This is a genomic window from Streptomyces sp. NPDC041784, from assembly GCF_055591025.1.
The window spans coordinates 18,611-31,149 of record NZ_JBVJAB010000053.1 but is presented as its reverse complement, the minus strand read 5'-3'; the positions used below and the strand labels follow the sequence as shown (position 1 = coordinate 31,149).

The 12,539-nt window shown below is 68.0% G+C and carries 13 protein-coding genes and 7 pseudogenes; 7 read left to right on the top strand and 13 right to left on the bottom strand.

Annotation, left to right across the window (positions count from 1 at the left end):
* Window positions 1-111: 111 nt before the first annotated feature.
* Both ACZ6D7_RS45335 and ACZ6D7_RS45330 read right to left on the bottom strand, forming a co-directional pair.
* Window positions 112-763, bottom strand: a pseudogene (locus ACZ6D7_RS45335) (IS5 family transposase).
* Entirely contained in the window at window positions 745-1,026 is a 282-nt protein-coding gene (locus ACZ6D7_RS45330) for a hypothetical protein (protein ID WP_469504304.1), read from the bottom strand. Before ACZ6D7_RS45330 ends, ACZ6D7_RS45335 begins: the two are co-directional and overlap by 19 nt.
* 481 nt (window positions 1,027-1,507) lie before the next feature.
* On the opposite strand from ACZ6D7_RS45330, the gene ACZ6D7_RS45325 reads away from it, so the two are divergent.
* A complete protein-coding gene (locus tag ACZ6D7_RS45325; protein WP_469504296.1) occupies window positions 1,508-1,828 on the top strand; it encodes a hypothetical protein in 321 nt (106 codons plus the stop codon).
* Window positions 1,829-1,880: 52 nt separating this feature from the next.
* Here ACZ6D7_RS45325 and ACZ6D7_RS45320 read toward each other — a convergent pair.
* Window positions 1,881-2,123, bottom strand: a pseudogene (locus tag ACZ6D7_RS45320) (IS5/IS1182 family transposase); the annotation flags it as partial.
* A gap of 171 nt (window positions 2,124-2,294) precedes the next feature.
* Here ACZ6D7_RS45320 and ACZ6D7_RS45315 point away from each other — a divergent pair.
* Window positions 2,295-2,831, top strand: coding sequence for an SMI1/KNR4 family protein (locus tag ACZ6D7_RS45315; RefSeq protein WP_469504294.1), 537 nt, complete (start codon window positions 2,295-2,297; stop codon window positions 2,829-2,831).
* An 8-nt stretch (window positions 2,832-2,839) separates the two neighbouring features.
* A pseudogene (locus tag ACZ6D7_RS45310) lies at window positions 2,840-2,923 on the top strand (lamin tail domain-containing protein); the annotation flags it as partial.
* Window positions 2,924-3,015: 92 nt separating this feature from the next.
* On the opposite strand, the gene ACZ6D7_RS45305 reads toward ACZ6D7_RS45310, so the two are convergent.
* Window positions 3,016-3,234 carry a hypothetical protein gene (locus tag ACZ6D7_RS45305; protein WP_469504292.1) on the bottom strand — a complete coding sequence of 73 codons (219 nt, stop codon included), beginning with the start codon at window positions 3,232-3,234 and terminating at the stop codon, window positions 3,016-3,018.
* A gap of 349 nt (window positions 3,235-3,583) precedes the next feature.
* On the bottom strand, window positions 3,584-4,873 hold the full coding sequence (locus tag ACZ6D7_RS45300) for a hypothetical protein (protein WP_469504290.1): 1,290 nt from the start codon (window positions 4,871-4,873) through the stop codon (window positions 3,584-3,586).
* A 376-nt stretch (window positions 4,874-5,249) separates the two neighbouring features.
* On the opposite strand from ACZ6D7_RS45300, the gene ACZ6D7_RS45295 reads away from it, so the two are divergent.
* Entirely contained in the window at window positions 5,250-5,681 is a 432-nt protein-coding gene (locus tag ACZ6D7_RS45295; RefSeq protein WP_469504299.1) for a zinc-binding dehydrogenase, read from the top strand.
* Between the two features lie 47 nt (window positions 5,682-5,728).
* Here the strand turns inward: ACZ6D7_RS45295 and ACZ6D7_RS45290 are convergent, their stop codons facing one another.
* The 4 genes and pseudogenes from ACZ6D7_RS45290 to ACZ6D7_RS45275 all read right to left on the bottom strand — a co-directional run.
* Window positions 5,729-6,808: a MerR family transcriptional regulator gene (locus ACZ6D7_RS45290; RefSeq protein WP_469504288.1), complete on the bottom strand. Its 1,080-nt coding sequence runs from the start codon at window positions 6,806-6,808 to the stop codon at window positions 5,729-5,731.
* Window positions 6,809-7,273: 465 nt separating this feature from the next.
* Window positions 7,274-7,441 (bottom strand): hypothetical protein, encoded by a 168-nt coding sequence (locus ACZ6D7_RS45285; RefSeq protein ID WP_469504286.1) that lies wholly within the window; start codon window positions 7,439-7,441, stop codon window positions 7,274-7,276.
* Entirely contained in the window at window positions 7,438-7,584 is a 147-nt protein-coding gene (locus tag ACZ6D7_RS45280) for a hypothetical protein (RefSeq protein WP_469504283.1), read from the bottom strand. The genes ACZ6D7_RS45285 and ACZ6D7_RS45280 overlap by 4 nt, the downstream gene beginning before the upstream one ends.
* 254 nt (window positions 7,585-7,838) lie before the next feature.
* A pseudogene (locus tag ACZ6D7_RS45275) lies at window positions 7,839-7,994 on the bottom strand (IS701 family transposase); the annotation flags it as partial.
* A 204-nt stretch (window positions 7,995-8,198) separates the two neighbouring features.
* Here ACZ6D7_RS45275 and ACZ6D7_RS45270 point away from each other — a divergent pair.
* Both ACZ6D7_RS45270 and ACZ6D7_RS45265 read left to right on the top strand, forming a co-directional pair.
* The gene (locus tag ACZ6D7_RS45270) at window positions 8,199-8,783 is read left to right on the top strand and encodes a DinB family protein (protein ID WP_469504281.1); all 585 of its coding nucleotides are present in this window, start codon (window positions 8,199-8,201) and stop codon (window positions 8,781-8,783) included.
* Between the two features lie 111 nt (window positions 8,784-8,894).
* Window positions 8,895-9,439: pseudogene (locus ACZ6D7_RS45265) on the top strand (hypothetical protein).
* Here ACZ6D7_RS45265 and ACZ6D7_RS45260 read toward each other — a convergent pair.
* From ACZ6D7_RS45260 to ACZ6D7_RS45245, 4 genes and pseudogenes are all read right to left on the bottom strand, one after another.
* Window positions 9,396-9,719, bottom strand: a complete 324-nt coding sequence (locus ACZ6D7_RS45260; protein WP_469504278.1) for a transposase — start codon at window positions 9,717-9,719, stop codon at window positions 9,396-9,398. The pseudogene ACZ6D7_RS45265 and the gene ACZ6D7_RS45260 overlap by 44 nt on opposite strands.
* 38 nt (window positions 9,720-9,757) lie before the next feature.
* Window positions 9,758-10,186 (bottom strand): annotated as a pseudogene (locus ACZ6D7_RS45255) (transposase); the annotation flags it as partial.
* Window positions 10,187-10,561: 375 nt separating this feature from the next.
* Entirely contained in the window at window positions 10,562-10,987 is a 426-nt protein-coding gene (locus ACZ6D7_RS45250; RefSeq protein WP_469504301.1) for a hypothetical protein, read from the bottom strand.
* Window positions 10,988-11,288: 301 nt separating this feature from the next.
* Window positions 11,289-11,426, bottom strand: a pseudogene (locus ACZ6D7_RS45245) (transposase); the annotation flags it as partial.
* 256 nt (window positions 11,427-11,682) lie between these two features.
* On the opposite strand from ACZ6D7_RS45245, the gene ACZ6D7_RS45240 reads away from it, so the two are divergent.
* Window positions 11,683-12,141, top strand: a complete 459-nt coding sequence (locus ACZ6D7_RS45240) for a hypothetical protein (RefSeq protein WP_469504275.1) — start codon at window positions 11,683-11,685, stop codon at window positions 12,139-12,141.
* Window positions 12,142-12,539 lie beyond the last annotated feature (398 nt).

Genomic DNA, 12,539 nt, shown 5'->3' with positions numbered 1-12,539 from the left:
ACCGGCACCTGCACCACCTGCCACCGCCCCCTGCCCAGAACATCCACCACCAGCCAGAACCCAAGAGCCAGAGCGACCTAACGGAGTCCTACTAGGGCTCTGGCCGGCAGATCAAGGGTGGAACCATAGGCGGATCGCTGCTGTGTGACGGTGCCGTGGAAGACGTAGGCCGCCCATTTTGTCGTAACGGGTTGCGACTGCGCTGGGGTTCTTGCGGTTGCGGCGGAAGTTGTAGGCCTTGTCGCCGCTGAGTGGTCGGGCCGGGTCCGGGGCGGTCCGCCCAGTGGTCGGGGAACCCGGATCCGGTCCAGGACCTCGATCATCTGCGGGGCGTCGCGCCCCACTGGCCCGGCGTGAGCAGGAGGGCCACGGGGCCCGCCCGCGTCGTCGAGGTGGATCTTGCAGGTCAGGCCCCCCCCGCGAGCGTCCGAGTTCCTCGTCGGGGCGGTGGTGCCAGGGCGTGTTTGGTCCTTTTTCGCGACCCGCGGCTTGGCCTCGCGGGCGTCGGCCGCGTGCTGGTGGGCCCTGCAGGAGGGATCCGGTGCCAGGTGCCGTCCGCCGGCCAGCGATGCCGTTCGTAGACGGTTTTCCAGGAGCCGTAGCGTTCCGGCGGGTCCCGCTACGGGAGACCGGTGCGGATCCGGAACAGGATCCCGTTGAGTACGGTGCGGTGGTCTTTCCACCGGCCTCCTCGGCCATCCGAAGGCGGCAGGTGCGGCTCCCAAAGCGACCACTCGCGATTCGTCAGATCCCCCCGACCCATGACCGAACCAACGAGTGATCGGTCGGAAAGTCGCATGATCCGCCGGGTAGATCCCAGCGGAACGAATCGCCCGCAAAATGCCCGGTTCCCTCGACCGTGCTGAGGCTCTGCTGCGTATCGCAACCGTGGGACAGACCGACCGTCCGAGAGCCGGGCACCGCTGCGCCGAAGACCGGGTCGGTGACGTGCACGGGCGGCGACGCCAGGCCGGCGACCGCGCCGGACGCCAGGTTCACGTCGAGGCCGACCGGGCAGTGCTTCATACACCCGGCATCGGTCGGCTCCCGTGCCCAGCCGTATGCCTCCTCGGACAGCCTCCCGCCGGGGCCCGTACGGGGAACCCGGGCAGGCGGGCCAGGACGGGGTGCCCTCGGTCGCTTCGCACGGCGCCGGGTACGCAGCCGGGTGCCTCCCTGGGCGCGTTCCGCCGACGAGTGAACTCCCCGCATTGGCATTCGCATCGTCGGCGCCACGCACGATGGCGGATTCCGCTGCTCGCGCCCAGGGGCGCGGCATCGGGCCTCAGTGAGTGTCAGATCCATCATGCCTGTTCGGAGGCGGTTTGCGGTAGGACGGAGCGCACGTCCGTTCGGACTTGTCGCAGGTGGTGGTCCGCCCGCAGACTCGTCGTCATCCACTCCCCGACGTCCGTGTCGGCATCCGTTCCAGGCTGCCGGCGCGTTCGCTGTGCTGTCTCGTCGCGTGACGGGGCGGGCCGGGGGGTGAGGGAACGAAGGGGGAACGATGGATCAGGACATGGTTCTGCGGGCGAGGGTCAAGCTGCTCGGCGCCAACCGGCGGGTGGTGCGCGGCGTCGAAGGGCTGTGGATCTACCGCCTGCTGACGCAGGTCGAGCCGGAGGTGTACGGGTCGAAGCTGGCGTACGTCCTGGTGGAGGCCAGCGCCTCGCCGCTGGTGCGGGAACTGCCCGGGCAACGGCTGGCCCTCTTGGACGAGGCGGTGGCGGTGGCGACGGCCCTCGGCGCCGCGAATCCCTACCGGGCCAAGGTACTGGCGAGGGCTCTCGCCGCCCGGCGGGAACTTGACGGCCCGCAGGCGACGTAGCAGGAAACGCGGCGGCCAGGGCGGTATGCAGGATCAGGCCGGGGCCCTCGGCTTGATCCTGCACGTTGCGGCGCCGGTGGGCCGCCCGGTCGAGCCGGCAGCGGCTCTCGCCTCGCCGGATACGGTCGTTGATCTGGTCGATCCGTTCCGGGATCACGGCCCTGATGTCTCGTCGGTGGAGGGAGTCGCGGATCTTCGTGGACGAGTCGCCCTTGTCGGCGGCGACCCGCTCGGGCCGGCTCCTGGGCCGTCCGGGCCCGCACCGCGCGATGCTGATACGGGACCACGCTTGCTGTCCGCCCTGCCCTGCGCACTCGGCTGCACACTGGATGCGCAGCCAGGGCGATGGGGGAGGGGCTGCGCTGCCGATGCTTCTCTGCGCGCCCGCCCAACTGCGCGCCCGACCTGCGGTGCCCGTCCCAGGCCACGCGGCGAAGCGCCACTCACAGCTCGTACGATTCCGGTCATGGCACGCTTTGAGGATCTTCGCCGCTCCCTCTGGGACACCAGTAGCCAGCAAGGAGCGCAGCCACCCCTGACCGATCAGATGATTGCGGAGGCCGAGTGTTCGCTGAACGTCACACTCCCCAGTTCCCTGCTTGACCTACTGCGCCATCAGAACGGAGGCGTGGTCGCGGCCGGCTGGAACGCCTTTCCTACGAGTCGGGCGACCTCGTGGAGCACCGACCACGTCCCGTTCGACCTTGTCATGGGCATCGGCCGCCACGAGGAAGCACTCTCCCTGCTCGACAGCCCATACCTGGTCCGGGAATGGGGGCTCCCCACCGCGGTCGTGCTGGTCTCGGGTGACGGGCCCTGCTGGATCGGGCTGGACTACCGAGCCTGCGGCCGACACGGGGAACCCTCCATGACCTGGTTCGACGCAGAACTCAAAGCAGAACTTGCCCTCGCCCCGAACTTCCGGTCCTTCATCGAGGGGCTTACATCTGCCAGTGACTTCGAGAGTGCATACCACGGAGACGCACCCGACCAACCTCATTGACCCCGTCCGGCCACACCTACGCCTTCGACGACTACCGCCTGGCCGGCCGCGCCACCGTCCGCATCCACACCGGTGGGGGCCGCGACACCCGGTGACTGCCGTGTCTGGGCAGGCCTCTGCGAGGCGGGTCAGGGCCTCTCGCTCGGACAGGTCCGCGGGCGTCGACGTATGCTGCCGAGGTCACCTATGCATGGTCGTACTCCGAGAACCAGCCCCCCGACAGCGCGGACTCGGCCCCGATCTCCGGGGCGAGCTTCGCCTCGCACAGGATCACGTCCCTGCGGGTGTCGCACCCGTCGGTGGGGTTGAGGCCCTTGTTCCAGTGCTTGAACAGGTCCCGGTTGTAGGAGCCGTCTTGGGGCCTCTCGGGAGCTTCACCGGTCCACTCCAGCGCCTGGAACAACGGCACACCCTACGCGGCGCGGGAGCCGAAGGCGTCGTCACCGCGAGCGCCTCGGTGGTCGGTTGCGCGTCCGTGAGCGCAGGCCGGGCCGGTGCAGCCGTGGCAGAGGCGGCGACGGGCAGGACGGAGGGGGCGAGCTCGGGCGCGAGGTACAGCAGGTTCTTGATCACACCACGGGTTCCAGCGCCCAGGTCCCGCGCAGGGGAAGATGCTGACGGTCTCCCGTCCCGTGGTTTCCCCGAGCCGGGACGGGAGCCCCACTGTCTGGTTGCAGGGACGGGAAGGCCGGTGCAGAGGGTCGTGTCGTGGAGGGCGTGGTGGTGAAGGGGACAGTGTCCCCGGGCCTCACCTATAGCCTGCGGGGACGATCGTTCGGCTGAAGCCCCGCAGTGCCTTTCAGGGGAAGCCCGATGTAGGCGCGCAGCCCTGCGTGAGTGGCCGGAAGTCCGTAAGCGGTCAGGCTCTTGTCGAGGTCACCCGCCGTGTTCCACCATCCCTCGCTGAGATCGGCGAGGGCATACAGAAGCAACTGTTGGGGGCGGGGGAGGCTCGCATACAGGGGGCGGGGATCGGGCAGGGGGCTGGGGAACAGGTCCGGCAGGACCGCCTTCGCCTTGAACGTCCTTTGCGGCGCGTTGATGGACGGCAGGCAGGCGGCGACTGCGGCGAGGGACGTGGGGGAAGGCGGGAGGGCGAGCAGAATATCGGCGGTGTGGCCGTGAAAGTCGCCCTGGTTGTAGTCGGTCGCGGGTACGGGCGCAGGGGCCACGGCCGCGGCAGCGAGTTCGGCGACGGCCCGGTCGAGCAACGGGCCGTCGAGTTCCGCGTCGGCGCTTCGGGCGGTATGGGCGATGGCGGTGGCGGCCGCCCATCGTACGAGGCTGTCCTCGGCGTCCAGATAGGCGGCGAGGGTCCCCGCGAGAGCGGTTGTGCCGAGGAAACCGACGGCTACGAGCGAGGTGGCCTTGGCCACGGCATCGTGCTCGTGTGCGGCAAGGTCGAGCAGGAGAGGCAGAGTAGTGTCCGCCAGTTCGGGAAACCAGGCCAGGAGGTAAGCAGTCCGGGTTCGGACCCGGGGGTTCTCATCGTCGAGGAGGGTGAGCAGGGCGGGAAGCTCGGCAAGGACGGCGTCGTACGAACGCATCGAAGAGTCGCGGAGGTCGATCGGATTGCCGTCCGCCAACGAGTCCCGGATGCCTCGCAGTGACCGGCGTCGCTGCTCGTCCTGCTCGGTGGCCAGAGCCTCCTCGTACAGGGCGAGGAGCTTGTCGGAGGAGTTCTCGGCGGCCTCCGCGCGCCAAGCGGCGATGTCGGCCCCGTCGATGATCTCGCGCTCCTCGTCCCAGTTGACCGCGAGGCCGGTCAGGAGCTGCAACGCGCGCTCACGCGCCGACCTCGGGCCGGCGAGAGCGATCCGCGCAAGGAACGGCACCGCGTATGGAGATGCCTGACAGCGGGTGCCCTGGTGCGCGAGATGATCGAACAGGCTGGTGACGACGTTCCGTTGTGCCTGCTCGTCCTCTCCGCACAGAGCGCGCAGTTGCCCGGGGACGTCGTCGGCCGTCCCGTATGCGTGGTTCAGGTTCGCCCAATCCACTTCGTCCAGGCCGGCCAGCAGGTGCTCGTACGCAGTGATCACGGCCGCATGATGTCAGAGCCCTCCGACGCGGGTACCCCGCCCTAGTGGGCGGGCCGCCGGGAGCGGGCACCATCTGCAGGCCCAACCAGCACCCCACCGTTGTCCAGCACGTACACGTGCTCGCCGCCCTCGGCCATCGGAACCTTGATGATCTCGGGCACGGGCGGTGCCGGTGCCGGTGCCGGGACGCATCCGCCGATGTCGTCCGCGCATGCTCCAGGACGGGCGGGAGTCGTGGGTCTGGTGTGAGTCGTCCTGGACCGAAGATCCCGCCGGTGGCGTGAAGACGCTGGGGGTGACACCGAAGGACGCCCCCCACTGGTCGACGAGGTCGATGGCCTCGGCGACCGGGATGTCGCAGTCGGCGGTCTCACAGATCTGGCGTGCACAGGCGAGGGCTTCGCGGACCGCATCACAGGGCCGCCGCGCCCAGCGGCGTGGACGCCTTCATCGACACCTTCTGCGACGGGTACGTCGAGCTGGCCCTCGCCCTCGGCGTCGCGACCGATCGGATCGACACCATCGCCGATCTCGCGGCCGCCGAGAAGCACGGGGTGAAGACGGACGGGGGGATGGCGGCCGGGCCGGGCGCGGCGCCAAGGTGCTCGCCGAGCTTGCCGGCCTGATCGCCGACGGACACCTCGACGTGCCGATCGCGAACGTCTACCCGCTGACGCAAGTCCGCGAGGCCTACCGAGCTCGAAAACCGCCACACCCACGGCAAGATCGTCCTCAGGCCCTGGTAGTTCACCGAGACTGGCCTTCCTGGCTTGTTGGGCGAGCCGGTATTCGTCGGCTTCGCGGATGAGTTCTTGAGAGCGGATCTGGTGCAACGTGAGGTGCATGCCGCTTGCTCTACTGCTGGAGCTCCAGGACGTCGGCGACTACGCAGCTGACGTTGTCAGGGCCGCCGGAGCCGTTGGCGAGGGCGATGAGTTTGCGGACGGACTGCTCGGGCTCGCTGGTCTCGGAGAGCACCTGGCGGATTTCTTCGGTCGGCACGACGGTCGACAGGCCGTCGGAGCAGAGCAGATATCGGTCTTCCCGCTGGGCGTCGTGGAGGCGCATGTCGGGGGTGGTGTGGGCTCCTTGGCCCAGGGCCCGGACCAACAGTGACCGCTGAGGGTGGGAGGCGGCTTCTTCCGGGCTGAGGCGTCCTTCGTCGACCATCGCCTGGACCATGGTGTGGTCGTGAGTGATCTGAAGCAGCTCTCCGTCGCGCAGGAGGTAGACGCGGGAGTCGCCGATGTGGACGAGGGCCAGCTGTGATCCGGTCCAGAGCATCGCGGTGAGCGTCGTGCCGGTGGATTCGGGTGAAGAGCCGTTCCCGGCGATGTCGCGCACGGCCTGCTTGGCCTGTTCGATGACGTCTTCGAGGACGTTGAGGAGATTGCCGGCTGGGACGCTGTCGGTTTCGAGGTGCTTGAGCGCGTCGATGGCGGCTGCGCTGGCGGGGGCTCCTTGGCTGCCGCAGCCGTCGGCGACGGCGAGCAGGCGGGGGCCGGCGTAGGCGGTGTCCTGATTGCTCTCGCGGACAAGGCCCGTGTCGGAAAGAGCGGCGTAACGGATTTGCAGGGGGTTGGCGGTCGGGGACATGGCGGGGTCCTTCCGGGAGAGGTGGTCGATGAGGAAGGTGGCCAGGTCCCGTCGTGCGGCGGTGTCGGCCTCGACCTGGGCCCAGAACGCGCGGACCTCCTGGGCTGCCGCGACTGCATTCAGCGTGCGGACGTGCTGGATGCGGGCGAGGGGCATCCCCAGGCGTCGGAGCCAGGCGACCAGTCGGGCCTGGTCCAGTTGTTCCGGTGCGTAGAGGCGGTATCCGGTCACCGGGTCGACGCGAGCGGGGGGCAGCAGGCCGAGCTCGTCGTAAAGACGCAATGCCTTCGGTGACAGCCGGGACGCCTTCGCGAACGCCCCGATGGTCAGCAACCCCATGCTTGTTCCTCCTCATGCCGAGCACGTCGCCCGACCCCACTGATGCTGTGGGCTCCCCCAAGGTGAAGGTCAACCAAGGGTTCTGATTGGCCCCGGCCGATGGTCTCCCACTTGTTCGGGGACTGGCTGATCAGCTGAGAACTCGGGCCCGCCGGGCTCGCTGGGCGGTGAACTCTCGGAGGGTTCAGAAGCGCTTCGATATGTCTGGCTGTGGCCGTGACGGTCGTGCTGAGCCACGTCCGGCTGGTGTCTCGCGGGGGTGCCTGCAAGGGGAAGCGGCGGTGGAATTCGGCGAGGGCCTATGCGACGACGAGAAGGTCGTCCTTGAGAGGGCGTTAAGTTTGTTTCTGGTAGCGGCTTCGTCCGGATTGGGTGAGGAAGCCTTGTCGGGTGAGGCGTCCGAGGCGGCTGCGGGTGACGTTCGTGGCCGGGTCCTCGGTGGGTATGCCCATGAGTTCGTGCAGTTCACGGACTCTGGATTCCTCTTCCGGGTGGTGGCCAGCTCCGCGATACGCGCTCGGTCTCGGCGAGCACGGTGGTCAAGTGCTCGATGTGGCTGCGGAGTTCATTGGCGCTGGCCACGGCTTCGTCGTAGCGGGCTTGGAGATCGGTCAGGAACTCGGTGAGGGTCACGCGGCCGCCGGGAGGGCGTCGCGCCAGGCCGGGGTGGGCGTGGTGAGGCGGCGGGCCATGTTCGCGGTGGAGGCCCAACAGACGAGCGAGGCGGAGTTGTCGGGCCGGTGGTCGTACTTGCGGGCTGGGCGCCGGTCCAGCATCAACGTACCGTTGACCTCCTCGACCACCCACCGTTTCGGCTGCGGGACGAACTTTGCCCTGATCAGCCGGGTTGCGACGGACGATCTCGAACGCTGATATCCAACAGGGCACCGTGGATGATGACTTCGTTTTTGAAGCCCTGGTTGGTCCACAAGGTCTTCTCCAGACGGTTCCCGCACTGCTCGGCCGCCAAGTCGAGCAGGGCGGTGCCGACGTCGTTGTCGTGCGCGGAGGCAGGGTCTGGGTGGTGAGGTCGCCGTCGGGGTGGTAGCGGGCGGTGAAGGTACCGGCGACGGAGTCGGTCCCGCCGCTGGGCCAGGCTGAAGAACAGGTCGTCGAACTGGGCCGCGTACTCCTCCTCCTCCTCCAACGGCCCCGGCGCGGGCGGACACGGACGGCGAGCAGTCATCTTCGGCCCCCAGCCAGGCAGTTGACTTCTACCACCGGCCTACGACCAGCCCGACCTACCGTCAACCCACACCACCGCCGGACTTAACGAACTACCGGTAGCAGGTCAGGGCGGCGGCCATGGCCAGGCCTCGGCTCTGCCAGTCGTTGCGGACCACGTACGGGATCTTGAGACCACGAGCAGCCCATGGCAGGCTCATGCCGCATGATCGATGAATTCGCGAAAGACAGCCTGCACGGGAGACTGCGGCGGGACCGCAAGGCGCTGCTCTGGAAACTCGACGGCTTGTCCGAATACGACGCCCGCCGACCTTTGACAGCGACCGGGACCAACCTCCTCGGCCTGGTCAAACACGTGGCCACCGTCGAGGCCAGGTACTTCGGCGAGGTCTTCGACCGCCCTTCCCCGGAACCGCTGCCCCGGTGGCAGGACTCCAACGGCAACGACCTGTGGGCGACCGAGGACGAGACCCGCGATCAGATCATCGCGTTCTACCGGCGCACGTGGGAACACTCGGACGCGACGATCAACGAGCTTCCCCTCGACGCCCCCGGCCACGTGCCGTGGTGGCCGGAGCCTTATGCCGACACGAACCTGTTCGCCATCATGGTCCATGTCCTCGGCGAGTCCATCCGGCATGCCGGGCACGCCGATATCCTGCGCGAGGGCCTCGACGGCCGGACCGGGTTGCGCGCCGAACACGAGAAGCAGATCGACGAGGAAGCCCGTGCAGCCTACTGCGCGAAGATCGAGCTGGCCGCCAGGTCGGCCGCACCTTTCAAGGCTTAGAAGCTGTTGTCTTTCCGGACTTGAGGACTGCGTTTTTGCTGGTCGGGCATAGGGCGGGCGCTCCCGCGGGAGTGGTGGCGTGTCGTGTCGTCGCTGCGGTGGAGGTCGTGGATGCCGTCGGTGGTGGGTTTGTTGGAACAGCGCGAGGTCGCCGCCCGCCGTCGCGTGGATGGGCTGAGGGAAGAGGCCGACTGCGTTCAGGCCGAGTTGGCTGTGGCCGAGCGGGAAGGGAGGGAGCGGGCCATCGCCCGCTCGCGGGTCGGCGAGGTACTGGCCCACGTGGCCGAGCCCGGGCAAAGCCACGCCCCGGCCGCTGGGACAGCGCCGGCCATGAGACAGGCCGAGGAGACATCGTCAGCGCCGACCGCGGCGAAGTCGAAGTCGCAGGTGCCGGTGTGGCGTGAGGGGCTGGCCTGATCGGTGCTGTCGGTGGACCAGCGCATCCTTGGGGCGCTCGCGAACCGGGCCGGCTCCATCAAGGGCCGTTGACCTGCCAGGAGATGGCTGCGGCGTTCGGCTTGGACGTGGTGCCGGCGCGGGTGGAAGCGCTGCGGTCGAAGGCGAAACGCCTGGTCGCGCGGGGCTGGCTGGGCGAGCAGCAGCCGGGCCGCTTCACGCTCGCGCAGGGTGTGGCCGGGCCAGGCGGCGGGTCATGAGCAAGGTCATCGACCAGTAGATCAACGCCCCGGCGCTGGTGGTGCGGCGTTCGTAGTCGCGTGCCAGGCGGCGGGTGCGCATCAGGTGGGCGAAGAGGCGCTCGACGATCCACCGCTTGGGCGGAACCACGAAGCCGCGCATGTCGTCGCTGCGCTTGACGATCGACAGGACCAGCGCGAGCACGGTGAGGATGTAGTCGACGAGGCTGCCGACGTAGCCGCCGTCCGCCCAGACCAGCTCCAACTGGTGGTGCGTGACGGCGACTTGCTGCAGCAGCACCTGGCGGCGGCGCGGTCGCCGACATCCGCGGCGGTGACCATCACGCCCAGCAGCAGGCCGAGGGTGTCGACCACGATGTGCCGCTTGCGCCCGTTGATCAGCTTGCCGCCGTCGAAGCCGCGGCTGTCGGAGCCGACGACGGCGTCCGCTTTGACAGACTGCGAGTCGATCACCCCGGCCGTCGGCTCCACGTCGGGGCCCAGCTTCTCGCGGACCCTGGCGCGCAGCCGGTCGTGGAACTCCTTGACCAGGCCGTGGTCACGCCAGCGGCGAAAGAACGCGTAGACCCGGTCCCATGGCGGGAAGTCGGCGGGCATCGCCCGCCACTTGATGCCATTGTCGACGAGGTAGCGGATCGCATTGAGTATCGCCAAGTGGCAGTACGCCTCCGGCTGCCCGCCCCGGCCGTGCAACCAGCCAGGCGCCGGCAGCAACGGCCGGACCGCCGCCCACTCCGCGTCGGTCATGTCCGTCGGATAGCGCGACTGCCGAAACCCGTTGTCGGCGGCGTTTCCGAACCGGTGAGCCAGACAGCCACACTCCAGCGTGACGGAACTCGACTGCGCGCCCATCGACACGGAACACTGCGGCACCAGGGCCTCCTGATGTTGCTCGGTGATTCGACACCAACGAGCTGTTCAGGAGGCCCTGCTCGTACCCGCCGAAAGCCCCGCGACCACCCAATCGAGACTCCCGTTCGACGGACACAGGCTCTCAAGAGTGGAACGACAAGAGCTACTGGTAGGAACCGCGCACGATCCCATCGTCAGGCGGGGTCTCCGGCCGGCGTGGGTGGGAGCGCCGGGCTTCGGGGACCGTGTGTGACCGGGAGTAGCGGTGCGTCAGCAGTAGTCGAGCAGGCTGTAGACGTTGTCCCAGCCCCACTGGTCTAGGTAGACCTCGCTGACGTAGACGTTGCGGTTGCCGCTGTCGTCGTCCGTGAGAAGCCAGTAGCGGCTCCGGCGCCCGTTGTCGGAGTAGTAGACGCCCTCCTTGATGCAGTAGAAGTAGTTCGACCCCGCATACAGCCACCCCGCGTGAGTGGAGTCGTAGTAGTCGGGGGTCCAGTGCGTCCACTGATTGACCACCGTGCTGAGGTACACCTTGGGGTACGCGGCGGCTTTGGCCGCTCTTGCGGACGTGTGAACCGAGGCAGCCGCCGCCGTGCCGGAATCAGCTGTTGCGGCATGCCCCGCGCCTGCCACACCCATCACGAGGCCGGCGGCGAGCAGACCTCCAAGAAGGCGGCCCGGCATACGAGTTCGCATCTGAAATCTCCCTGTTCCCGAGGGCTCTGTCGACCGAGAGAGTACGAGCCGCACGGTCGGCTGCCTCCTGGTACCTGTCAGGTTGTGGTTCCGCTCTTTGGCTGGTATGGCCTCTGGCACAGAGGAGACTGCCGAGCCTGCCACGCCGCCGGTCCTGTCTGTGGCATCGCGGACGTCGCCGATGGTGAACACCTTCGAAGCGCCGCGATCCGGGCGCGTCACCGCGGTGCCCGCGGTCCACCGCCGACTGCGGCAACAGGGTCACCTGGATCTCGGTTGGCTTCGCAACCCCGAGCCGGCACGGGGCGAAGTCGTGCAACAGGTATCTCCACGGGATTCCGGTCCGGTCGACATAAAGGATGGGGTCCGTGATCCGGCGCAGGTCGTGCTCGGGCGGCCGGCCGATGTCCAGGCGTGACCGGTGGTGTGTTGGGATCAGGCAGGAGCGAAGGGGCCGAAACGGACCCTCGAAATCCGTCACCCGCCTCACCCGCCTCACCCGCCTCACCTGCCACAACAGACACCCACTACCTCAGCCAGCCCGAACCGGTCCGCGACCCGAAGTATCAAGAAGCACCCCTGGTAGGACAAAACGCTCGCGTGGTGAACGTTTCAAAATGACCTGCAGGTGCGGTGGGGGAAGGCCATGCTGTGAGAGCACCGGCGATCCTCGCAAGTGAGCGGAGCCCGCACCGATGGCCAGGACCTCCGGTGTCATGCAGTCGGTCACGTTCGCGGCCTGGCGTGATTGTCCCCCTGGGCAAGACCGCGCATCCAGTCGGCACTACGTCGCCCTGGCGGAACTCCTGGTGCGTCTTGGAAGTTTTGGCCTCGGTCTCACCTGGAAGGTGCGGATCTACGACTCCCAACTGTGCGCCGAGATCGGTAAGGCTTGCTCCGGCACCGGAATCGGCACCCTGGAGCTACTGGCCCTGGTAGCACCGGACCTACAGTTTGTTGACGGGGACTTCGCGGGGTATGCAGGCGATGAACTGAGGGTGGTGCTGCGGGAGTTCGACAGCACGAGTTGGGACTTCTGCACCGCCGACACCTCGGTAATCAGGGAGATCCGCCGGCTCTACCCCGACGCAGTGCCGACTCCTGAGGATGTTCTTCAGGAGATCCCCTGGCGGACCGACCAATGGGAGATGTGATCTAACGCTCCAGTGCGAGAAGAGCGTGTCGACTGGAGTCCGCCAGGCACGTCGGGGTGTCTGCTGATCTCGTCTCCGCCAGCAGTGGTCCGCCGGGTGCTCGATCCTTTCAGTGGTGGCCGCCTGCAAGATCACCAGCGCTTCTGCGGTCATCTCAAAAGATCACCCAACCGAACGATCGCCGTCTGATCTGAAGCACTCGTGATCGGAGGCTGGAAATCCGCTGATCACGTTGCGATCGCCTCACCACGTTCGACCAACAGGCCGCGTTCGAAGCGTGCTCCGGCTCGGACGAGCGGGACAAGATGGGCCCCGCGCCCCGTTGACGGCCCGCCAACGGGCCTGGGCGGCCTTGAGTGGACCAAGACCGCCGACCAGATCATCGACCGCATCTGCCG